General features: G+C 62.7%; 17 protein-coding genes, 1 tRNA gene and 1 pseudogene. 12 read left to right on the top strand and 7 right to left on the bottom strand.

Going from position 1 to position 21,487, the window contains the following annotated elements; all coding sequences use genetic code 11:
• Positions 1–134: 134 nt before the first annotated feature.
• Positions 135–1,082 carry a LysR family transcriptional regulator gene (locus tag AC6CIG_RS25850; RefSeq protein ID WP_127710713.1) on the bottom strand — a complete coding sequence of 316 codons (948 nt, stop codon included), beginning with the start codon at positions 1,080–1,082 and terminating at the stop codon, positions 135–137.
• A 251-nt stretch (positions 1,083–1,333) separates the two neighbouring features.
• Here AC6CIG_RS25850 and AC6CIG_RS25845 point away from each other — a divergent pair, with 251 nt between their 5' ends.
• From AC6CIG_RS25845 to AC6CIG_RS25820, 6 genes are read left to right on the top strand one after another with little or no spacing between them, the layout of a single operon-like run.
• Complete coding sequence (locus AC6CIG_RS25845) at positions 1,334–2,539, top strand: beta-hydroxybutyrate-binding protein (protein WP_004435262.1); 1,206 nt, start codon at positions 1,334–1,336, stop codon at positions 2,537–2,539.
• An 11-nt stretch (positions 2,540–2,550) separates the two neighbouring features.
• Complete coding sequence (locus AC6CIG_RS25840; protein ID WP_127710711.1) at positions 2,551–3,339, top strand: ABC transporter ATP-binding protein; 789 nt, start codon at positions 2,551–2,553, stop codon at positions 3,337–3,339.
• A complete protein-coding gene (locus tag AC6CIG_RS25835; RefSeq protein ID WP_100674581.1) occupies positions 3,336–4,037 on the top strand; it encodes an ABC transporter ATP-binding protein in 702 nt (233 codons plus the stop codon). The genes AC6CIG_RS25840 and AC6CIG_RS25835 overlap by 4 nt, the downstream gene beginning before the upstream one ends.
• A 3-nt stretch (positions 4,038–4,040) precedes the next feature.
• Positions 4,041–4,928: a branched-chain amino acid ABC transporter permease gene (locus tag AC6CIG_RS25830; protein WP_018099717.1), complete on the top strand. Its 888-nt coding sequence runs from the start codon at positions 4,041–4,043 to the stop codon at positions 4,926–4,928.
• A gap of 1 nt (position 4,929) precedes the next feature.
• A complete protein-coding gene (locus tag AC6CIG_RS25825; RefSeq protein ID WP_127710709.1) occupies positions 4,930–5,922 on the top strand; it encodes a branched-chain amino acid ABC transporter permease in 993 nt (330 codons plus the stop codon).
• A gap of 47 nt (positions 5,923–5,969) precedes the next feature.
• Positions 5,970–7,565, top strand: a complete 1,596-nt coding sequence (locus AC6CIG_RS25820) for a GMC family oxidoreductase (protein WP_127710707.1) — start codon at positions 5,970–5,972, stop codon at positions 7,563–7,565.
• 145 nt (positions 7,566–7,710) lie between these two features.
• Here AC6CIG_RS25820 and metH read toward each other — a convergent pair whose 3' ends face one another.
• The 4 genes from metH to AC6CIG_RS25800 form a co-directional block, all read right to left on the bottom strand.
• Complete coding sequence (gene metH / locus AC6CIG_RS25815; RefSeq protein WP_437409535.1) at positions 7,711–11,484, bottom strand: methionine synthase; 3,774 nt, start codon at positions 11,482–11,484, stop codon at positions 7,711–7,713.
• 178 nt (positions 11,485–11,662) lie between these two features.
• Complete coding sequence (gene pmi, locus AC6CIG_RS25810) at positions 11,663–12,826, bottom strand: mannose-6-phosphate isomerase Pmi (protein WP_437409536.1); 1,164 nt, start codon at positions 12,824–12,826, stop codon at positions 11,663–11,665.
• A 10-nt stretch (positions 12,827–12,836) separates the two neighbouring features.
• A complete protein-coding gene (locus AC6CIG_RS25805) occupies positions 12,837–13,331 on the bottom strand; it encodes a heme-degrading domain-containing protein (RefSeq protein ID WP_127710701.1) in 495 nt (164 codons plus the stop codon).
• Positions 13,332–13,405: 74 nt separating this feature from the next.
• Positions 13,406–14,302 carry an ROK family protein gene (locus tag AC6CIG_RS25800; protein ID WP_498324063.1) on the bottom strand — a complete coding sequence of 299 codons (897 nt, stop codon included), beginning with the start codon at positions 14,300–14,302 and terminating at the stop codon, positions 13,406–13,408.
• Positions 14,303–14,603: 301 nt separating this feature from the next.
• Between AC6CIG_RS25800 and AC6CIG_RS25795 the strand changes: the two genes are divergently transcribed.
• The 5 genes and pseudogenes from AC6CIG_RS25795 to AC6CIG_RS25775 all read left to right on the top strand — a co-directional run bounded on the left by AC6CIG_RS25795 (position 14,604) and on the right by AC6CIG_RS25775 (position 17,363).
• A tRNA-Arg gene (locus AC6CIG_RS25795) sits at positions 14,604–14,680 on the top strand.
• Positions 14,681–14,847: 167 nt separating this feature from the next.
• Positions 14,848–15,092: pseudogene (locus tag AC6CIG_RS25790) on the top strand (BrnT family toxin).
• Positions 15,092–15,412 carry a BrnA antitoxin family protein gene (locus AC6CIG_RS25785; protein ID WP_127710697.1) on the top strand — a complete coding sequence of 107 codons (321 nt, stop codon included), beginning with the start codon at positions 15,092–15,094 and terminating at the stop codon, positions 15,410–15,412. The pseudogene AC6CIG_RS25790 and the gene AC6CIG_RS25785 overlap by 1 nt, the downstream one beginning before the upstream one ends.
• A 398-nt stretch (positions 15,413–15,810) precedes the next feature.
• Positions 15,811–17,001 carry a calcium-binding protein gene (locus tag AC6CIG_RS25780; RefSeq protein WP_127710695.1) on the top strand — a complete coding sequence of 397 codons (1,191 nt, stop codon included), beginning with the start codon at positions 15,811–15,813 and terminating at the stop codon, positions 16,999–17,001.
• A gap of 194 nt (positions 17,002–17,195) precedes the next feature.
• Positions 17,196–17,363, top strand: coding sequence for a hypothetical protein (locus tag AC6CIG_RS25775; RefSeq protein WP_018097235.1), 168 nt, complete (start codon positions 17,196–17,198; stop codon positions 17,361–17,363).
• Between the two features lie 414 nt (positions 17,364–17,777).
• Here AC6CIG_RS25775 and AC6CIG_RS25770 read toward each other — a convergent pair whose 3' ends face one another.
• Entirely contained in the window at positions 17,778–18,503 is a 726-nt protein-coding gene (locus tag AC6CIG_RS25770; RefSeq protein WP_127710693.1) for an META domain-containing protein, read from the bottom strand.
• 158 nt (positions 18,504–18,661) lie between these two features.
• On the opposite strand from AC6CIG_RS25770, the gene dxr reads away from it, so the two are divergent.
• On the top strand, positions 18,662–19,837 hold the full coding sequence (dxr, locus tag AC6CIG_RS25765; RefSeq protein ID WP_127710691.1) for a 1-deoxy-D-xylulose-5-phosphate reductoisomerase: 1,176 nt from the start codon (positions 18,662–18,664) through the stop codon (positions 19,835–19,837).
• 153 nt (positions 19,838–19,990) lie between these two features.
• Here dxr and hemA read toward each other — a convergent pair whose 3' ends face one another.
• Positions 19,991–21,205: a 5-aminolevulinate synthase gene (gene hemA, locus AC6CIG_RS25760; RefSeq protein WP_437412425.1), complete on the bottom strand. Its 1,215-nt coding sequence runs from the start codon at positions 21,203–21,205 to the stop codon at positions 19,991–19,993.
• Between the last annotated feature and the right edge of the window lie 282 nt (positions 21,206–21,487).

The following is a 21,487-nucleotide window of genomic DNA, read 5'->3' as shown; positions in this document are numbered from 1 at the left end:
ATAAGTGACTGTTTTTAAAGGGTGTTTATTCCTGCGTCTGCAAACCGGGCCGGAAACCGGCAGGCGGGGCATCCATTTTGGGACCCTCGCGCCGGGAAAGGCCCTGCGTTTGCCTCTCATATATGGTTAACGAGCTATTGACGTTCAAGAACCCGTCGCGGACCCGTCGATGCGAGCGGCGTCTCACGCAGGAAGCAGCCTCGGTTTTCGGTCGCGGCATCCACCAGGAAATCCCGTACGGCCCTCACCCGGGGTATCGCGATCAGATCGCGGTGGCAAATCAGCCAATAGGTCCGTTTCAGCTCGATTTCATCCGGCAACACAATCTCGAGGTTGGGTTCATCCTGCGCCATGAAGTGCGGGAGCACGCAAAGACCTAATCCCTGGCGCACCGCCTTCAACTGGGTGAGGATGCTCGAGCTTTGAAAATGGGCGCGCAGCCCCGGCTGTATCTCGCCCAGATAATCGAGTCCCGGCGTGAAGATCATGTCGTCGATATAACCGACGAAGCGGTGGGAGCCGAGATCGCTGCGTGTGCGGATCGGCGGCTGCCCGGCGAGATAGCTGCGTGCCCCATAGACATGCAGCGTATAGGGCGTCAGCACTTCGGCATGGTAAGCTCCGGCTTTCGGTGCGGCAAGCGCCACCGCGATATCCGCCTCCTTGCGCGACAACGACATGATCTGTTGGATCGCCACGAGCTCGAGCGAGATGTTCGGATAGCGCTCGGCGAACTCCCCAAGCCGGTCCGCGAGGAAGAAGTTGCCGAAACCCTCGAGCGTACTCAGCCGTACGACACCGCGTTGCGCCGTCATGCCGTCGCTGATGTCGAGCTGCAGTTGCTCCGTCTCCCGCTCCATGCGCTCGGCCGTTTCGACGAAGCGTTGGCCCATGGTCGTCAGCACGTAGCCCCGGGGGTTGCGCTCGAAGAGCTTGACCTTGAGTGCGAATTCCAGCCGGTCGATGCGGCGCGAGACGGTCGCGTGGCTCGTCCGCAGGCGTCGCGCTGCCGTCGAGAGCTGGCCCGTTCGCGCGACCGCGAGGAAGAACTGCAGATCGTCCCAGGTAAAATTCGGATTCATGTCCCTCCCCTTCTGTTCAAAAATGAACAGATGCTGTTTGCAATTTAAGGGTCGACCGACTTGCTTCCAAGCAGAATTTTCTGGATGGTAAACATCGCGGCCGACATTTGAGGAGCATGTCTGGTCAAATTTGAACAGAGCGATGTGGGGAGGCGGCCGAGGTCTCGAAAGGGCACGGCCGAGCCCTATGTGTATCCGCACGGCGGCTTCGCATCGCCCTTTAAAACATAGAACCTTTGGGAGGAGGACAAATGCACAAGAAACTGATCGCCACGCTCGCAATGGTGCTCGCCGGCAGCACCGCCGCCCTTGCCGACGCATCCGACGGCAAGGTCAAGATCGGCATTCTCAACGATCAATCCGGTGTCTATGCCGATTTCGGCGGCAAATCCTCCTACGAGGCGGCGCTGATGGCCGTCGAAGACTTTGGCGGCAAAGTGCTCGGCGTCCCGGTCGAGGTGGTGACCGCCGACCATCAGAACAAGCCCGATATCGCCTCCAACATTGCGCGGCAATGGTACGACACCGAGCAGGTCGACAGCATCATGGAGCTGACCACCTCCTCCGTTGCGCTTGCCGTGCAGGCGATCTCGAAAGAAAAGAAGAAGATCGACATCGTCACCGGGGCCGCAACGACGGAGCTCACCGGCAAGCAGTGCAGCCCCTACGGCTTCCATTGGGCCTATGACACCCACTCGCTCGCGGTCGGCACCGGCGGCGCGCTGGTCAAGCAGGGCGGCGACAGCTGGTTCTTCCTGACCGCCGACTATGCCTTCGGCTATTCGCTGGAAGAGAATACCGGCAACTATGTCAAGGAGAACGGCGGCACCGTCGTCGGAGCCGTCCGCCATCCGCTTGCAACCACCGATTTCTCCTCCTTCCTGCTGCAGGCCCAGTCCTCGGGAGCCAAGGTGATCGGTCTTGCCAATGCCGGTCTCGACACCTCGAACGCCATCAAGCAGGCGGCCGAGTTCGGCATCGTCCAGGGCGGGCAACGCCTGGCGGCCCTGCTCTTCACGCTGGCCGAGGTCCACGGTCTCGGCCTCGATGCGGCGCAGGGGCTGACGCTCACCGAAGGCTTCTACTGGAACCGCGACGAGGAGAGCGCCAAGTTCGGCAAGCGCTTCATGGAGCGCACCGGCAAAATGCCTAATATGGTTCATGCCGGCACCTACTCGGCCGTCCTGCAATATCTGAAAGCGATCGAGAAGGCCGGAACGGACGAGACGGAAGCTGTCGCCAAAGAGCTGCACGCTCTTCCGGTCGACGACGTCTTTGCAAAGAACGGGACGGTCGCGCCGAACGGGCGGATGATCCACGACATGTATCTTCTCGAGGTCAAGAAGCCGGACGAGAGCAAGGAGCCCTGGGACTACTTCAAGGTTCTCGCGACCATTCCCGGGAAGGAAGCCTTCATCGACCCGGCCCAGAGCGGCTGCGAGCTCGTGAAGTCCTGATCGGCAAGACGATGACCGTCGCCATGCCTTTGGAGAATGGAGCGCCGCGGGTGGTACTGTCCGCCCGCGGGCTCCGCCGCGACTTCGGCGGCTTCACCGCCGTCAAGGACGTCGACCTCGATATCCATCATGCCCGCGTGCATGCGCTGATCGGCCCGAACGGGGCCGGCAAGACCACCGTCTTCAATCTCCTGACGAAGTTCCTGCAGCCGACCCATGGCACGATCACCCTGCTCGGCGAGGACATCACCAGGACCGCGCCCGACAAGGTCGCCCGCATGGGTCTGGTACGCTCGTTCCAGATCTCGGCGGTGTTCCCACACCTGACCGTGCTCGACAATGTCCGCGTCGCGCTGCAACGGCCGAATCGCCTTGCGACGCAGTTCTGGAAATCCTTATCGTCGCTCGACACCCTCAACGGCAAGGCCGAGCAGCTGATCCGTTCCGTCGGTCTCGACAGGGAGGCGAACGCCCTCGCCGCGGACCTCTCCTACGGTCGCAAGCGCGTACTCGAAATCGCCACGACGCTGGCGCTCGAGCCGAAGGTGCTGCTCCTCGACGAGCCCATGGCCGGCATGGGGCACGAGGACGTCGGCATGGTCGCCGAGATCATCCGCGAAGTGGCGCGCGAGCGCGCAGTGCTGATGGTCGAGCACAACCTCTCGGTCGTCGCGACGCTCTGCCATCACGTCACCGTCCTGCAGCGCGGCGAGATCCTCGCGGAAGGCGACTATGCGACGGTCTCGGAGGATCCGCGCGTCCGCACAGCCTATATGGGCACGGAGGAGGCCTCCAGATGAAACCGCTTCTCAAGGTGGCCGGCCTTAACGCGTGGTACGGCGAAAGCCACGTCCTGCATGGCGTCGACATGACCGTCGGCGAAGGCGAAATGGTCACGCTGCTCGGCCGCAACGGCGTCGGCAAGACGACGACCCTGCGCGCGATCATGGGGATCGTGCGCGAGCGCAGAGGTGAAATCAGCTTCGCCGGCGAGGACCTCATCCACGTGCCCCTCCACCGCGTCGCCCATCGCGGCCTGGGATTCGTCCCCGAGGAGCGCGGCATATTCTCGACGCTTACCGTCTACGAAAATCTCCTGCTGCCGCCGGCGGTCGCGAAGGGCGGCATGACGATCGACGAGATTTTCGAGCTTTTTCCCAATCTGCACGAGCGCCGCAACAGCGCCGGGACCAAGCTTTCCGGCGGCGAGCAGCAGATGCTGGCGATCGCCCGCATCCTGCGGACCGGCGTCCGGATGATGCTGCTCGACGAGCCGACCGAGGGGCTTGCCCCGGTGATCGTGCAGCGCATCGGCGAGGTCCTGAAGAAGCTGAAGGAACGCGGCATCACCGTTCTCCTGGTGGAACAGAACTTCCGTTTCGCGAGCAAGGTCGCGGACCGCTTCTACCTGATGGACCATGGGCGTGTGGCCGGCGAGTTTCCGGTTTCGGAGCTTTCCGCGCGCATGGACATGCTGCATGATGTGCTCGGGGTGTAGACCATGACGATGATTTTCGGAATTCCACTCCAGGCCTTCCTCGGGCAGCTGCTGATCGGGCTCATCAACGGCTCCTTCTATGCGCTCCTGAGCCTCGGCCTCGCCATCATCTTCGGGCTCCTGCGCGTCATCAACTTCGCCCACGGCGCGCAGTATATGCTCGGCGCCTTCATGGCCTGGCTGCTGCTATCCTATTTCGGCATCGGCTATTGGCCGGCGCTCATTCTCGCGCCCCTTCTCGTCGGCCTTATCGGCGCCGTTATCGAGCGCACGATGCTGAGGCGGCTCTATACGCTCGATCCGCTCTACGGCCTCCTCTTCACCTTCGGCCTGGCACTCACCATCGAAGGCACCTTCCGCTATCTCTACGGCGCGTCCGGCCAGCCCTATGCGACGCCGGCGCTGCTGACGGGCGGGGCCAATCTCGGCTTCATGTTCCTGCCTATCTATCGCGGCTGGGTCATCGTCTTTTCGCTGGTGATCTGCCTCGGCACCTGGCTCATGATCGAGAAGACCAAGCTCGGCTCCTATCTGCGCGCCGCTACGGAAAATCCGGTCCTGGTGCAATCCTTCGGCATCAACGTGCCCTTTCTTCTGACGCTGACCTACGGGCTCGGCGCGGCGCTCGCCGCAATTGCCGGAGTTCTCGCGGCACCGATCTACCAGGTCTCGCCGCTGATGGGATCGAACATCATCATCGTCGTCTTCGCAGTGGTCGTCGTCGGCGGCATGGGCTCGATCATGGGCGCGATCGTCACCGGTTATCTGCTGGGTATCGCCGAAGGACTGACCAAGGTCTTCTATCCGGAGGCCTCCAACATCGTGATCTTCGTGATCATGGCCATCGTTCTCCTGCTGAGGCCCGCGGGTCTCTTCGGTCGGGATGCTTGATATGACGCTGACACTCGAACTCGCGAAGCAGAAGGAACGCTCGCCGGCCATCGTTCAGACGGTGTTTCTCGGCGTCGGCCTTGCCTGCCTGCTGCTTGCGCCCCTGTTCTTCTACCCCGTCTTCCTCATGAAGATCCTGTGCTTCGCGCTCTTTGCCTGCGCCTTCAATCTGCTGCTCGGCTATACCGGGCTGCTCTCCTTCGGCCATGCCGCCTTCTTCGGCGGCGCGGCCTACTTCACCGCGCATGCCGTCAAGGAATGGGGCGTGCCGCCCGAACTCGGCGTCCTCTTCGGCGTCGTCGGCGCTGCACTTCTCGGCGCGGTCGTCGGTTTCTTCGCGATCCGCCGGCAGGGCATCTACTTCGCCATGATCACGCTGGCGCTGGCCCAGATGTTCTATTTCTTCTGCCTCCAGGCCGGGTTCACCCGCGGCGAGGACGGCATCCAGTCGGTGCCCCGCGGCCATCTCCTCGGTTTCATCGATCTCTCGCAGCCGACGAACATGTATTATTTCGTGCTCGCCGTCTTCGTCATCGGCATCGCCATGATCTGGCGGATCATAAATTCGCCCTTCGGCACGATCCTGAAGTCGATCCGCGAGAACGAGACGCGCGCGATCTCGCTCGGCTACTCGGTCAGGAACTACAAGCTCGCAGCCTTCGTGATGTCGGCGGCGCTTACCGGGCTCGCCGGCGGTCTGAAGGCACTCGTCTTCCAGTTCGCGACGCTGACCGACGTCAGCTGGCAGATGTCCGGTGAGGTCATCCTGATGACGCTTCTCGGCGGCATCGGAACGCTGATCGGGCCGCTCTTCGGCGCGGGTCTCGTCGTGACGCTGCAGAACTATCTGGCGACGTCGGAATTTCCGGTCACGATCATAACCGGCATCGTCTTCATGGTCTGCGTGCTTCTGTTCCGCCGCGGCATCGTCGGCGAGTTCTACAACTCCCGGCTCGGCCGCAGGCTCGGCTTCGAGCATCGCCACAAGCATTGACCATGCATCGGTCCGAACCACGTCGGGCCTCGACATAGAGAAAACCAATGGACACGTTCGACTTCATCATCGTCGGAGCGGGCAGCGCCGGCTGCGTGCTCGCCAACCGCCTGTCGGAAAACCCGGACCACCGCGTGCTGTTGCTCGAGGCCGGCGGCAGCGACAATTATCACTGGATCCACATTCCGGTCGGCTATCTCTATTGCATCAACAATCCGCGCACCGACTGGTGCTTCACCACGGCGGCGGAGGAGGGTCTCAACGGCCGGTCTCTCGGTTACCCGCGCGGCAAGGTGCTCGGCGGCTGCTCCTCGATCAACGGCATGATTTACATGCGCGGGCAGGCGCGAGATTACGACCTCTGGCGCCAGCTCGGCTGCCCCGGCTGGAGTTGGAACGACGTGCTGCCGTTCTTCAGGAAATCCGAGGACCATTACCGCGGCGCCGACGACATGCACGGCGCAAGCGGCGAATGGCGGGTCGAGAAAGCGCGCGTCCGTTGGGCGGTGCTCGACGCCTTCCAGAAGGCTGCGACCGAAGCGGGCATTCCGGAGACCGACGATTTCAACCGCGGCAACAACGAGGGCTCCGGTTATTTCGACGTCAACCAGCGGTCCGGCATCCGCTGGAATACGGCCAAGGCCTTCCTGAAACCTGCCAGGAACCGGCGGAACCTTACGATCCTGACGAAAGCCCATGTCCGCCGGCTCATTCTCGAAGACGGCCGCATCGCCGGCGTCGAGTTCCAGCATGACGGAATCACGAAGAGCGCCCGGGCGCGCCGCGAAACCGTGCTTTCGGCCGGGGCGATCGGCTCGCCGCATATCCTCGAACTCTCCGGAATCGGCCGGCCCGACGTGCTGCGCGAAAACGGCATCGAGGTCCGCCACGCGCTGCCCGGTGTCGGCGAAAACCTGCAGGACCATCTGCAATTGCGTCTCGCCTACAAGGTGACCGGCGTCCCGACGCTCAACGAAAAGGCGACTTCACTTTTCGGCAAGGCCGCGATCGGCCTCGAATATCTTGTCCGCCGCTCCGGCCCGATGGCCATGGCGCCGAGCCAGCTCGGTATCTTCACGCGATCGGGCCCGGAGAAGGAAACGCCGGACCTGCAGTATCACGTACAACCGGTGACGCTCGAAAAATTCGGCGAGCCGGTACACCCCTTTCCCGCCATCACCGCGAGCGTCTGCAATCTGCGGCCGGAAAGCCGCGGTTCCGTACATCTGAAAGGGCCGGATTTCGCCGCGGCGCCGGACATCCGCCCGCGCTACCTGACGGCCGAGGCCGACCGGGACGTGGCCGTGAAGTCGATCCGGCTCACCCGCCGCATCGTCGCGCAGCCCGCTTTCGCCCGCTACAATCCCGTCGAGTTCAAGCCCGGGTCGAACTGCGAGACGGACGAGGAGTTGAAACGCGCGGCAGGCGACATCGGCACGACGATCTTCCATCCCGTCGGTACCTGCCGCATGGGTGGCGACCCCGATAGCGTCGTGGATCCCGAGTTGCGGCTGCGCGGCATTGCCGGCCTGCGCATCGCCGATGCCTCGATCATGCCGACGATCACCTCCGGCAACACCAATTCTCCGACGATCATGATCGCCGAGAAGGCGGCTCAGATGATACTGGCCGGGGGCCGCTAGAGCACTTCCAGGAAAAGTGTGTAACGGTTTTCCGTCCGAAGTGCGTTGGATTAAATGGTTGGGCATTTCAGCGTTTCCATAAACCTTGAAATGCCCTAGCGGACACCTGGAAACGACGCACGTCCGGACGGATGAATTCTGCGGCCTACTCCGCCGCTTCCGTCTCCGGCATCGGCACGTAATTGAGGATCGGCGACAACCAGCGCTCGACATCGCGGACGCTCATGCGCTTGCGATCGGCATAGTCCTCCACCTGATCGCGCTCGATCTTTGCGACACCGAAGTAATAGGAATCGGGATGGCCGACATAGAGGCCCGATACCGAAGAACCCGGCCACATCGCAAAACTTTCGGTGAGCCTGACGCCGATAGCGGCTTCCGCATCCAGGAGCCGGAAAAGCGTCTCCTTCTCCGTGTGGTCGGGCTGCGCAGGGTAGCCGGGCGCAGGGCGGATGCCCGCATAGGGTTCGGCGATCAGTTCCTGCGGCGTGAAGGCTTCGTCCGGAGCATAGCCCCACAGCTCCTTGCGGACATATTCATGCATGCGCTCGGCAAAGGCCTCTGCGAAGCGGTCCGCAAGCGCCTTCACCATGATCGAGGAATAGTCGTCGTTCGCCCGCTCGAAGCGTTCGGCGATCGCCACCTCCTCGATGCCGGCCGTCACCACGAAACCGCCGACATAGTCCCGCTTGCCGCTCGCCGCCGGTGCGACGAAGTCGGCAAGGGCGACATTCGGCCGGCCGTCACGCTTCACCATTTGCTGACGCAGCGTGAAGAAGGTGGCAAGCTCGGCTTCGCGCACCTCGTGGGTAAAGAGGCGGACGTCGTCGCCCATGCCGGCGGCCGGCCAGAAGCCGATCACGGCCTTCGGGGCGAACCATGCCTCGGCCACGATCTTTTCGACCATCGCCTGCGCATCCTCGAAGAGCTGGCGAGCGGCAGCCCCCTGGCGTTCGTCATCGAGAATCTTCGGGAACACCCCCTTCAACTCCCAGGTCTGGAAGAACGGCGTCCAGTCGATATAGCGGGCCAGTTCGGCGAGGTCCCAGCCCCCGAAAATACGCGTGCCGAGGAAGGACGGCACCTTCGGCTGGTAGGCATCCCAGTCGATCCGAAGGGCATTCGCCCGCGCTTGCGAAAGCGGCAGACGGCGCTTCTCGGCTTCGTTGCGGGCATGTGCGTCGGCAACCTTGAGATACTCCGCGCGGACCGTCTTCTTGTAGGAGTCGCGGACTTCCGGCGAGAGCAGGCTCGACACGACGCCGACCGCGCGGCTGGCGTCGGTGACATAGACAGTCTGGCCGAGGCTGTAACGCGGATTGATCTTCACCGCCGTGTGCACGCGGCTGGTCGTCGCCCCGCCGATCAGCAGCGGGACATCGAAGCCCTCCCGTTCGAGCTCGGAAGCGACATGTGCCATCTCGTCCAGCGACGGCGTGATGAGGCCGGAAAGACCGACGATGTCGACCTTCTGTTCGCGCGCCACCTCAAGGATCTTAGCCGAGGGCACCATGACGCCGAGGTCGATGATCTCGTAATTGTTGCAGGCGAGCACGACGCCGACGATGTTCTTGCCAATGTCGTGCACGTCGCCCTTGACGGTCGCCATCAGGATCTTGCCGGCACTCTCGCGTGCCTCGCCGCCGCCATTGGCGCGCTTCTCTTCCTCCATATGGGGGAGCAGCACCGCAACGGCCTGCTTCATCACCCGGGCGGACTTGACCACCTGCGGCAGGAACATCTTCCCGGAACCGAAGAGATCGCCCACGACGTTCATCCCGGCCATCAGCGGCCCTTCGATGACATGCAGCGGCCGCTCGGCGGCAAGCCTGGCTTCTTCCGTATCGGCTTCGATGAATTCGGTAATTCCGTTGACGAGCGCATGTTCGAGCCGCTTCTCCACCGGCCATTCGCGCCAGGAAAGGTCCTTCTCCCTGCCCTGGCTCCCGCCCTTCCCGCGATAGCGCTCGGCGATCTCCAGGAGGCGCTCGGTCGAATCGGCCCGGCGGTTGAGCACCACGTCCTCGCAGGCTTCGCGCAGCTCCGGGTCGATCGCGTCATAGACGGCAAGCTGTCCGGCATTGACGATGCCCATGTCCATGCCGGCCTGGATCGCGTGATAAAGGAAGATGGCGTGCATCGCCTCGCGCACCGGCTCGTTGCCGCGGAAGGAGAAGGAGAGGTTCGACACGCCGCCGGAGACGTGGACATGCGGCAGTGCCGCGATGATCTCTTGCGTCGCCTCGATGAAGTCGACGCCGTAATTGTTATGCTCCTCGATGCCGGTCGCGACCGCGAAGATATTCGGGTCGAAGATGATGTCCTCCGGGGGGAAGCCAACCTCTTGCGTCAGCAGGCGATAGGCCCGCCGGCAGATTTCCACCTTGCGGGTCTTCGTATCGGCCTGGCCTTTCTCGTCGAACGCCATCACCACCACAGCGGCGCCATAGGCGCGCACGAGGCGCGCATGGTGCAGGAAAGCCTCCTCGCCTTCCTTGAGCGAGATGGAATTCACCAGCGCCTTGCCCTGAACGCATTTGAGCCCGGCTTCGATCACCTCCCATTTGGACGAGTCGATCATTACCGGTACGCGGGCGATATCCGGCTCGGAGGCGACGAGGTTCAGGAACTCGACCATCGCGCGCTTCGAATCGATCAGGCCTTCGTCCATGTTGACGTCGATGATCTGGGCGCCGTTCGCAACCTGATCGCGCGCCACATCGAGTGCGGCGGCGTAGTCCCCGGCCGTGATCAGCTTGCGGAACTTCGCCGAGCCGGTGACGTTGGTGCGTTCTCCGACGTTGACGAAGGGGATCTCGTCGGTAAGCGTGAAGGGTTCGAGGCCGGAAAGCCGCATGCGGCGATCGATCTCGGGCACCCGGCGCGGTGGATATTTGGCGACCGCTTCGGCGATGGCGCGGATATGGGCCGGCGTGGAACCGCAGCAGCCGCCGACGATGTTGACGAGACCATCGCGGGCGAAGCCCTCGACCTGCACCGCCATCTGCTCGGGGCTTTCATCATAGCGGCCGAACTCGTTCGGCAGGCCGGCATTCGGATAGGCGCAGACGAGCGTGTCGGCAACCGCCGAGAGCTCGGCTATATGGGCGCGCATCGCATTGGCGCCGAGCGCGCAGTTGAGCCCGATCGTAAACGGCTCCGCATGGCGCACCGAATACCAGAAGGCCGTGGGCGTCTGGCCTGAGAGGGTACGGCCGGAGAGATCGGTGATCGTTCCGGAGATCATCACCGGCAGGCGGACCCCCTTTTCGGCAAAGACTTCCTGCGTGGCGAAGATCGCCGCCTTGGCATTCAGCGTATCGAAGATCGTCTCGATCAGGATGATGTCGGCACCGCCGTCGATGAGGCCCCGCACCTGCTCGGCATAGGCGAGCCTCAGATCGTCGAAGCTGACGGCCCGATAGCCGGGATTATTGACGTCCGGCGAGATAGACGCAGTGCGGTTGGTGGGGCCGAGCGCGCCTGCCACGAAGCGCCGCCGGCCGTCCTCCGCCTCGGCCCGCTTCGCCGCCCGCCGCGCCAGCCGCGCGCCGTCGCGATTGAGATCGTAGACCATGTCCTCCATGCCGTAATCGGCCTGGGCGATCCGCGTTGAGGAGAAGGTGTTGGTTTCGAGGATATCGGCGCCGGCGATGGCGTAGTGGTAATGAATGTCCTCGATCGCCTTCGGCTGAGTGAGCGTCAGGAGGTCGTTGTTGCCCTGCTGATGGCAGGCGCACCCACCGAAGCGTTCGCCGCGGAAGTGATCCTCCACGAAACCGAGCTGCTGGATCTCCGTTCCCATGGCGCCATCCATGATGAGGATGCGTTCAGCCGCCGCCCGGGCGAGCTGCCGGAAAATTTCCGAACCATCCGGCTTGGGCGAGACGTTTCCAAAGAGGGCGTCGGCGGCGGACATGGGAGATCTCCCGTTCTGAAAACGACAAAGAATTATCGATTTACTCACATAAAGATATGTTTATGTCAACATACGTGATGGTCACAATTGCAGATGGGTGAATAAAAAGCGGCCCGCCGCGGGTGCGGGGGCCGATAAGAGAGCGGGATGAGGAGAAGTGTGTGCGGTCGTCCGCCGGTCACATCCGCTTCAGGCAATCTTCCAGTTCATAGATCGCGCAAAGAATATGATAGAAGGTGCTTGCTGGCGCCGGTTCTTCGACAAAGGTGCCATCCGCCTTCTGCTTGTCGCGCCAGAGGCCGCGGACAGGCACGTCCAGAAAGCGCTGCAGCGCCCCCATGGCGCGTCCAGCCGAAGCGAGATAGCGCTCTTTCTCCGCACCTTCGGTCAACGCCGCAAATCGGATCGCCGCCTTCAGCCACTCCGTCTGCGGCCAAAGCCGCGCTGTCGGATCGGCAACGGAGAAATCGTCGAGGAGCGTCATCACGATCACGTCCCGCTCGGGGCATGTTCCATATTTCTCGCCGATATCGAAAAGCCGCCGGGCCTCGACGATCGCCTGCGCATTGCCGCGCCGTTCCGCCCAGCGCAGGAGCAGCCATGCCCATTCGAAATGATGCCCCGGCTCGACGATACGGCCCTTTTCGCCGGGGAACGGCGCCCAGTCGTGGTCGAAGAACTCACGCAGCGCCCCGCTCTCGGCGTCGATGAACCGGTCCATGGCCAGCTGCGCAATCTCGTCGGCGAGATTGGCCCAGGCGACGCGGTCGAATCCCTCCGCCTCCTCGCTTGCGAGGCAGGCTTCGAAGAGATGCATGTGCGGATTGGAGCCGAGCGGCAGGCGCGGCGGCTCGTCCTCCTCGAAGCCGGCGAGCGGATGCTTGCAACGGGCTTCGAGCCGCCGCCTGAGTTTGTCGCTGCGCCCCACCATCTCGGCTCCGCGCTCCGGCAGGACTTCCGCCAAATGGGCGAAGGCAAGCAAGGCAAAAGCCTGGTTGTAGAGGTCGAAGGAAGCGTCGATGAGCTTGCCGTCGGCATTCGCCAGCGCCCCGTAAAAGCCGCCCGGCTGTCCGTAGACGCGGTCGAAATAAAGAAGGCCGCCTTCGGCGGCGGTGCGCCAGTCTCCATTCCAGCCACGCCGGCCGGCCGCGGCGAAGCAGTAGACCTGCCGGGGCTGCACGCGGGAGCGGCGGTCGGCTCGCGTCGGTTCGCCTTTCATGTCGATCGTCTCGACGAAGCCGCCACCCTCCCCGTCGAAGCCTTTCTGCCGCCAGAGCGGCAAGGCAGCATCGTTCAGCCAGCCCGCGAGTTCGCCTGCCTGGAGATGAATATCCATGCCCATCCGCTCTCCGTCAGCTTTCCAGCTTCAGCGGGTCGTGATCCACGCCGAGAAGTTCTGCCAGCGCCTCGACCACGAGGTTATGGTCCTCCCGCTGCGGCAGGCCGGAAACGGTGACGGTGCCGATGCAGCCCGTTCCTTTGACGACGATCGGGAAGCTGCCGCCATGGGCGGCAAACTCGGCATCCGGCAGGCCGAGCTTCGCCTGCAAATTCGTTTGCTGCTTGAGGAGGCTGAGCCCGGTGGCGTAGCTGCTCTTGAACAGGCGGAACACCGTGTTGCGCTTGCGGCGCACCCAGTTCGGATTGTCCGGCGTCGCCCCATCGAGGGCCGCATAGAAGACCTGCATGGAAAAGAGCGTGATGTCGATGACGCAGCCGAGCTTGCGTTCCGCGGCCATCCGGCGAAGCGTTGCGCCCAGCTTCCAGGCCGTCTCGAGATCGAAGCGGTCGAACTGCAATTGCTGCTCCTGCAGCGCAATCCGGCGCAGATCATTGTCTATGTTCATAATGCCTCCGCTTGGTCAGTGGTCGAACTGGACGAGTGCGATGCGCTATCCTGCAAAATTCCCCCGCCTGGCGATTAATCCTTCCAAAGCCATGCGGCGCCGCGCACGCCGGAACTGTCGCCGTGCACCGCCTTGCAGATCGGCGTCTCGAAACTGTCGCCGAAGAGATATCTGGTGATCGATGCCGGCAACTCGCCGTAAATCTCGTCGACATTGGACATGCCGCCGCCGAGCACGAAGACGTCGGGATCGACGATGTTGGTCAACAGCGCGAGGCTGCGGGCCAGCCGGTCGACGAAGCGCTCGTAGACACCGATTGCCACCGGATCGCCCGCGCGCTTCGCCTCGATGATGTCCCGCCCGCGCCAGTCCGTCCCGGTCGTCATGCGGTAGTCGAGTTCCAGACCGGTGCCGCAGGCATACATGTCGAGACAACCGAGCTTGCCGCACCAGCACCTGTGCCCCGGATATTCGTCCTTCGTCATCCAGGGCAGCGGATAATGGCCGATCTCGGCCGCGACGCCCTGAAAGCCGGCGTGAACCTTCTTGCCGATCGCCAGACCCCCGCCATGGCCCGTACCCACGATCACGCCGAAGACGACGCCCGCGTCCTTGCCCGCCCCGTCGACGGCTTCGGAGACCGCAAGACAATTGGCGTCGTTGGCCAGGCGCACCTCACGTCCGAGCGCAGCCGCAAGATCCCGCCCGAGCGGCTTGCCGTTGATGAGCACCGCATTGGAATTGCGCACGATGCCGGTGCGCGGATTGGGACTGCCGGGTATGCCGATGCCGATCGAGCCGCGCTCGCCGGCGGTGCTTTCGGCCGAGGCGACGAGCTCTACGACGGCACGGACGCAATCCTCATAGCCGCTGGTGGGTGTCGGGACACGATGGCGGGCACGCGTCTCGCCGTCGCGATCGAGCGCGATGACCTCCATTTTCGTGCCGCCCCAGTCAATTCCGATAAACATATATCTGGTCTTTGGGATAAAGATCGTTGGCGAGAAACGCGGCAGCCTCTCCTCCGGCGCCGCGGGCCTTGCTTAGCATCCACCGTATCGGGGACGCTAGTGGGATGAGGAAAACTGTGTGTGGTTTGCCGCCCGCATGCCGCTCAAACGACTTGAATCGATCGCGTTCATGATTTCGAGTCGGCCCAACCTAAATTCATCGGGATATGCTCCCGATCTTGGGGAGCGCCTGCAAATCCGCTGCGATCGCCGAAAAACACTTGGCGAAAGAGCCTCGCTTTTGTATGGGTCTATTCCGAGTGGTCCCGTAGCTCAGCAGGATAGAGCACCAGATTCCTAATCTGGGGGTCGCGCGTTCGAATCGCGCCGGGATCACCATCTGGCGGACAAGAGTTGATGCGGCCACTTGCAGAGCGCCGCTAACCGTCTGCCGCCTCCAGAACTCTGTCTGTCGTCGCTCCATACCATTTCCGTATGTACAAAAATAATTTCCGTACATACATTATTTTCTTGCGCCGCTTGCCTAATTATTGTACGTACAATTTATGAAGATCATCTGGGACGAACCGAAGCGCATCGCCAATGTCGAAAAGCACGGCCTGGACTTCACCGACCTGTCGCTCGAATTCTTCCTTGCCTCTCTGGTCGTCCCGGCAAAGAATGGCCGTTCCAAGCTGTCGGTCGCCTTCAAGACGGAACGGTCGTCGTGATCTTCGTCACCCTCGGCTCCGAGGCGCTGTCGGTAATATCGATGCGCCCGGCCCGGAAAGATGAAAGGAGCCTGCTCTGATGGTTAGCAAATACAGGCGCCAGGAAGAGTTCCAGCCCGGGCGCGGCTACTCCAAAGAGGACTGGGACGCGGTTTCCGACAATCCCCCTTTGACCGAGGAGGAACTGAAACAGGCGCGTCCATTCAAGGAGGTCTTTCCCGACCTCGCGGAGAAGATCGAGAAGGCTCGCGGCCGTCCGAAGGCGGACACGACCAAGACTCCCGTCACAATCCGCCTCGATCCTGATGTCGTGGAACACTACAAGGCGACCGGCAAAGGCTGGCAGAGCCGAATGAATGACGACCTTAGAAAGGCCGCCGGGCTGAAGAAGGCCGGCTAGCTTACTTCTCCCGCACACTTACCTGACGGTCTGGTCTTACGTCCTGCCGCGGCTGTTGCCTCCTGCCGCCTTCGATGAGGTCTTGCATGCCCAAGTCCGGTTACGGCGGGACTGGAAAGAGCCTTATGACCGTTACGCTTGCGAAGCATTAATCCGCAATCGGCCAAGCCTTTCGGCACTCGTTAAAGGGACAGGGCTTGCGCTTGCTCCCGAACTTCCCGGTAGCTGAAAGCTCTCCGAGGAGGCGGGAAAAAACGTTATCCACACAACTGCCGCCCTTTTCCTTTCGCGTAAACAACAGCTTGTTCCACGCGCGCAATTCCGGCGTAAGGCGTGTCACCGTTACGCCTCATTCGAACTTCACCACCCCTGCCGTCAGAACAGCAGGGAGTAAACGAATGAACATCAATGGAACCAACGTCGCCAACAAGCTCATGGGTACGAATCTTGCGGACACGATCCGCGGCTATGATGGCAGTGATTCCATTTGGGGTAATGCCGGTGACGACTATCTCGACGGCGGGCTTGGCAACGACTTGCTCTATGGTGGGCTTGGCAACGACTTTTTCAAGGCCGGAGCGGGCGATGACTACGCGGAAGGCGGCGACGGCAATGACAGCTTCGACGGCGGCGCCGGCGCCGACACGCTGATCGGCGGGCTCGGCAACGATATCTTTTCCGGCGAAGACGGCAACGACATCATCAACGGCGGCGATGGCCATGACCATATCCTCGGAGACGCCGGCAACGACCGGATCTATGGGGGCGCCGGCGAGGAATACATCGACGGCGGAGCGGGAGACGACATCATCTATGCCGGCTCTGGAAACGATGGCTTCAACAACCGCATTGATCCCGCAACGGGCAAGCTGACGCAGCAGGCGGTCAGTGGTGGTGCCGGCAACGATACGATCTACGGCGAAGAGGGCAACGACGCCCTGAAGGGCCAATCCGGAAACGATCGGGTCTATGGCGGCATCGGCGACGACATCGTCGATGGCGGCGACGGGAACAACTACCTCGATGGCGGTGATGGGAATGACGTGCTCGACTCCGAGGGCGGCATCGACGAAGCCCACGGCGGTAACGGTAACGATCGGATTGCCGCAGGCGCCGGCAACGATCGGGCATTCGGGGATGCCGGGGACGATATCCTGACGGGCGAAGCTGGCGACGACGTGCTTGCTGGCGGCCTCGGCAACGACCTTGTCATTGCCGGAGACGGAAACGACACGCTTCGCGGCGACGCGGGCAGAGATACCCTGCTTGGCGACGCGGGAAGCGACATCCTGTGGGGTGGCGCCGATGCCGACCGCTTCGTCTTCAAGGGCGCAGGTTCGCTCGTCGGACGGGACTCCGTGATGGACTTTCAGGACGGCACCGATCTGCTTGTCCTGGAGAACCTCGGAATCAAGCAATATTCGAGCTCCGGCACGGCCGGTACGATTTTCGCGTATGATGACGCCAGCGGAGACGTGATGTTGAAAGGCTACGATTCGACAGGCAATGCGCTGTCGATCCATGTCGACGATCCGACGAATACCCTCGCTGCCTCGCACTTCAGCAGCGCCGATTTTCTCTTCGCCTGATCGAGGCGGATGAAAGTTCGAGCACCGCGCGTATCCGACGCGCGGTGCGTTCCTTTGAGACTTAAGTCCGAGATTAAATGGGCGATAGTCTTAGCCCATTTTGGCTTATCCCATTGAGCACGCTCCGTAATCCTTGACTGCAACCTGTGCTGTGAGACCCTTCGATCTCGTGGTTGTACTATGCAGGTGAAGCGATGATCTTCGCGGATGACGTTGAGTTGGCCCTCGCTCTGGCCTGCGAAGAACTCCAGATGACCCGGGACGAAATAATCCGCCTCATCCTTCGCGAGTGGCTGGAGCAATATGGCTTTATCCAATTCCATGAATTGGACGAAGGTAGCGACACAAACAGCAGCGCGTGAGTTCCGCATGATGCCCCGTGCCGAGCGGTTTTCCGCCCCGGCATTGCGGAAAACAAAGGGTTAGAGAGTTTCCGCGATTCGGAGAAAGGCTCTACCCAACCCTCAAGCTTGCTCCTCGAAGCCGAAGGCCGAGGCGGGCGGCAACGCGCCGCGATGCGTGATTTTCTCGATCCGTGCCGTAGAACAGGGTACGAGAGCGCAGTTCAGGCAAGCCCGACCAACCGGCGGTAGCGGCTGCTCCGAAGCCCTGCCCCCTGAAGGCCGTCGCCGTTGCCGGGGCGATCCCTCCGGATCGTTCTCCCCTTCTATCCGGCCTCCATCTCCCAAGCGAAATAGCGTGCGGTAATCGATGTCGAGCCAATGCAGCATGGTTCGGACGTACAAACCCGTCCGGCCTGTGTCGAGGCGGCCCCGCTATTCCACTTCCTTGCATGCTATCCCCGGGTCCTCCTCGCCCTTCATCCTATCGAAAAGCGTCGCCTCGCCACCCTTCGTCCACCAGACATACCGGCCGCCGGCATATCTGGCGCCCGATCCGGAAATCACGTTCGATGCCACGATGAACGTGCCCTCGATGGTGAAGGTCGCGAGCGACGCGGACCCGGCGTCGATGTATTCGGCCTCGATCGTCTTGTCGCCGCAGGCATAGCGAACCGTCCGCCGGTCGACTGCGCCGGCGTCGGGAATTTCGATCGTCAGTTCTGCGCGGTTGCCGTTCCGCGACTGCATCGAGGTTAGCTGCAGCACACTCTTCTCGTTTCGCCCGCCGAGAAAGAGCTTGGATCCCTCTATTCGCCAGGCAAGCTCCGTCTTCAGCGCTTCGAAGAACTTCCGCTCCTGGTCCATGACAGCCGGTACGCACATCTTGCGGGTGGCGGCAGCCGGCCCGAAGGTGATCGTCGCGCCGGAGAGGCCGAACGTCCCGGTGAAATGATTGCAGCCGGCCATGCCGCCATAGGTGCCGTCCTCACGAATCTCGAGCGTCGTCTGAAGATCGTCGATCACGCCCCGGCCGCCTATGTCCTCGGCCAGCCACGAGCCGACGAGCGCCTCCGGCACCTTTTCAGCGGCCACCGTCTGCACGGAGGCAACCTCGATCAGCACGCAGGCGCAAGATGCGGCGGTCAGGGCTTGCAGCATCGAAAACTCCTCAGACAAATCATCGTTCGACGGTGTCATCGATTCTTACCCGAGCACTGCCTCTTGGAGAAGGGCGATGACTTCACCCTTGTTGCCGGCAGTATTCGGCTGTAGAGCCTAGTAAAATCATTAGAACGAGAAGAATACGGGATTTTGGCATGGCATCCGGCGATGATTTCAAGCGCCGTCTGACGATACTGGGTTCCACCGGATCGATCGGGACCAATACGCTCGACGTAGTCGAACGGCTCGGCGGGCGCGATCGATTCGCCGTTGCCGCGCTGACCGGCAACGGCAACATCCCGTTGCTTGCGGAGCAGGCCCGCCGCGTCGGCGCGGAGCTCGCAGTCACCGCCGACGAGCATCGCTACGGCGAACTCAGGGAGGCGCTGAGCGGCAGCGGTATCGACGTCGCCGCCGGGCGCAGCGGCCTGATCGAGGCGGCCGAACGGGACGCCGGCTGGGTTATGGCGGCGATCGTCGGCAATGCCGGTCTTGGTCCGACACTTGCCGCCGCCCGCCGCGGCGCCGACATCGCACTCGCCAACAAGGAATGCCTCGTTTCCGCCGGCAGCCTTTTCATCGAAGCCGTCAGCGCGGGCGGCGGACGGCTGCTGCCGGTCGACAGCGAGCACAATGCGATCTTCCAGGTGCTGGAGAACGACCAGCGCCATGCCGTCGAGCGCATCGTGCTCACCGCCTCCGGCGGTCCGTTCCGCACCAGCACCCTCGACGAAATGCGGCATGTGACGGCGGATACGGCCCGCGCCCATCCGAACTGGTCGATGGGCCTCAAGATCTCGATCGACAGCGCCTCCATGTTCAACAAGGCGCTCGAGATGATCGAGGCGCGCCACCTCTTCCGCCTGAGGCCGGAGCAGATCGAGGTGATCGTCCACCCGCAATCCGTGGTCCACTCGATGGTCGGCTATACGGACGGGTCCGTCCTCGCCCAACTCGGCTGCCCCGACATGCGCACGGCCATCGGCTATGCGCTTTCCTACCCCGAGCGCTGCAGTCTGCCGGTCGAGCGCCTGGACTTCGCCAGGCTCGCCCGGCTCGATTTCGAAGCCCCGGACGAAGTCCGCTTCCCGGCGCTGAGGCTCGCGCGCCGCGCCATGGAGGAAGGCGGCGTCCAGGGTGCCGTGCTGAACGGCGCCAAGGAGACCGCACTCGAGGCGTTCATCAAAGGCCGCATCGGCTTCCTGGCCATGGCGGAAATCGTCGAGAGAGTGATGGACGCGCTTGCCGGCCTGCCGGCCGCGACGAGCATGGACGACGTCTTTGCCGCGGATGAAAAAGCGCGGCGGGCGGCTGCCGAGATGATCCGGTAGAGAGTTGTTGCGGGTGAATCCGCCCTCATCCAGCCTGCTGGCCCGTAGGCGGGGCGAAGGGGACAAGTGGCAGCGCCTTGCACCACACGAGCGCTGCTACGAAACAGAGGTTCGGGCGAGGAAGTCCCTCTCCCCGCCAGAGATCGCCGGAGCTTACGCCACGGCCCTCGCCAGCGCACAGCGCGACCAGAGCGAATGCAGCGCGCCGACCAGATGGTCGATATCGGCGTCAGAATGCAGGGGGGTCGGCGTGATGCGCAGGCGCTCGGTCTTCTTCGGCACGGTCGGGTAATTGATCGGCTGGACGTAGATGCCGAAATTGTCGAGCAGCAGGTCGGAGATCCACTTGCACTTGGCGGCGTCGCCGACGATGACCGGCACGATATGGCTCGGATTGACCATATGCGGAATACCGCGCTGGTCGAGCAGCGAACGAAGCCGGCGCACGCGCTCCTGATGCGCGAAGCGTTCGACCTGGCTTTCCTTCAGGTGGCGAATGGAGGCGAGCGCCCCGGCGGCGAGCGCGGGCGGCAGCGCCGTCGTAAAGATGAAACCGGAAGCGAAGGAGCGGATGAAGTCGCAGAGCGCCGCCGATCCGGTGATGTAGCCGCCCATGACGCCGAAGGCCTTGCCGAGCGTTCCTTCGATGACCGTCAGCCGGTGCATCAGCCCCTCGCGCTCGGCAATGCCGCCGCCCCGCGGGCCGTACATGCCGACCGCATGAACTTCGTCCAGATAGGTCATCGCGCCGTATTTGTCGGCGAGATCGCAGAATTCCTCGATCGGCGCGATGTCGCCATCCATCGAATAGACGGATTCGAAGGCGATGATTTTAGGCGCGCGCGGATCGGCGGCTGCAAGCTTGGCCTCGAGGTCCGCCACCGAATTGTGCTTGAAGATGACCCGCTCGCATTTCGAATGGCGGATGCCCTCGATCATCGAAGCGTGGTTGCCGGCATCCGAAAAGACGATAACGCCGGGAATTTTGGAACAGAGCGTCCCGAGCGCGGCCCAGTTCGAAACGTAACCGGAGGTGAACAGAAGAGCCGATTCCTTGCCATGCAGGTCGGCGAGCTCGCGCTCGAGCAGCACATGGTAATGGTTGGTGCCGGAGATGTTGCGGGTGCCGCCGGCGCCGGCGCCGCATTCGTCGATCGCGTTCTTCATCGCCTCGGTGACGATGGGACACTGGCCCATGCCGAGATAGTCGTTCGAGCACCATACGGTCACTTCCTGGGCGCCATCGTCCGTGTAGCGCGTCGCCTTGGGGAAGCTGCCGCGATGGCGGGCGAGATCGGCGAAAACCCGGTAACGGCCTTCCTGATGCAGCCCGTCCAGCTCGTTTTTGAAGAAACTCTCGAAATCCATCATCATCTCCAGTGCCCTGTCGCCTTTCTTCCTACAAAGCGATCAGTGGTCAACCCCGGACAGGCTCCGACGCGCGGGCTGCGGCAAAAGGCCTCTCGGCCCCCAGACCCCGGTTATTCTGCGCGGCGCGTGTCGTGCCTGGCAAGCGGGAAAGGCGATGGAAAATGACGACACATTTTCAAACCTTTCCGCGGTAATCAGGCTCGACCTCAACACGGAGTCCGAGAGTCCAGTTTTGAACCATTCCAAAATGGCTAGCAAAACTTCATTCTCCCGAACATC

It is taken from the genome of Sinorhizobium sp. GQ132 (genome assembly GCF_059758575.1).
Note: the sequence above shows the minus strand (reverse complement) of the source record. Positions and strands in the feature narration are given on the sequence as shown.

Bases quoted from the DNA above. Each gene is read 5' to 3' on its own strand.
- AC6CIG_RS25850 (WP_127710713.1), bottom strand. From the start codon at position 1,082: ATGAATCCGAATTTTACCTGGGACGATCTGCAGTTCTTCCTCGCGGTC.
- AC6CIG_RS25845 (WP_004435262.1), top strand. From the start codon at position 1,334: ATGCACAAGAAACTGATCGCCACGCTCGCAATGGTGCTCGCCGGCAGC.
- AC6CIG_RS25840 (WP_127710711.1), top strand. From the start codon at position 2,551: ATGACCGTCGCCATGCCTTTGGAGAATGGAGCGCCGCGGGTGGTACTG.
- AC6CIG_RS25835 (WP_100674581.1), top strand. From the start codon at position 3,336: ATGAAACCGCTTCTCAAGGTGGCCGGCCTTAACGCGTGGTACGGCGAA.
- AC6CIG_RS25830 (WP_018099717.1), top strand. From the start codon at position 4,041: ATGACGATGATTTTCGGAATTCCACTCCAGGCCTTCCTCGGGCAGCTG.
- AC6CIG_RS25825 (WP_127710709.1), top strand. From the start codon at position 4,930: ATGACGCTGACACTCGAACTCGCGAAGCAGAAGGAACGCTCGCCGGCC.
- AC6CIG_RS25820 (WP_127710707.1), top strand. From the start codon at position 5,970: ATGGACACGTTCGACTTCATCATCGTCGGAGCGGGCAGCGCCGGCTGC.
- metH (WP_437409535.1), bottom strand. From the start codon at position 11,484: ATGTCCGCCGCCGACGCCCTCTTTGGAAACGTCTCGCCCAAGCCGGAT.
- pmi (WP_437409536.1), bottom strand. From the start codon at position 12,826: ATGGGCATGGATATTCATCTCCAGGCAGGCGAACTCGCGGGCTGGCTG.
- AC6CIG_RS25805 (WP_127710701.1), bottom strand. From the start codon at position 13,331: ATGAACATAGACAATGATCTGCGCCGGATTGCGCTGCAGGAGCAGCAA.
- AC6CIG_RS25800 (WP_498324063.1), bottom strand. From the start codon at position 14,302: ATGTTTATCGGAATTGACTGGGGCGGCACGAAAATGGAGGTCATCGCG.
- AC6CIG_RS25785 (WP_127710697.1), top strand. From the start codon at position 15,092: ATGGTTAGCAAATACAGGCGCCAGGAAGAGTTCCAGCCCGGGCGCGGC.
- AC6CIG_RS25780 (WP_127710695.1), top strand. From the start codon at position 15,811: ATGAACATCAATGGAACCAACGTCGCCAACAAGCTCATGGGTACGAAT.
- AC6CIG_RS25775 (WP_018097235.1), top strand. From the start codon at position 17,196: ATGATCTTCGCGGATGACGTTGAGTTGGCCCTCGCTCTGGCCTGCGAA.
- AC6CIG_RS25770 (WP_127710693.1), bottom strand. From the start codon at position 18,503: ATGCTGCAAGCCCTGACCGCCGCATCTTGCGCCTGCGTGCTGATCGAG.
- dxr (WP_127710691.1), top strand. From the start codon at position 18,662: ATGGCATCCGGCGATGATTTCAAGCGCCGTCTGACGATACTGGGTTCC.
- hemA (WP_437412425.1), bottom strand. From the start codon at position 21,205: ATGGATTTCGAGAGTTTCTTCAAAAACGAGCTGGACGGGCTGCATCAG.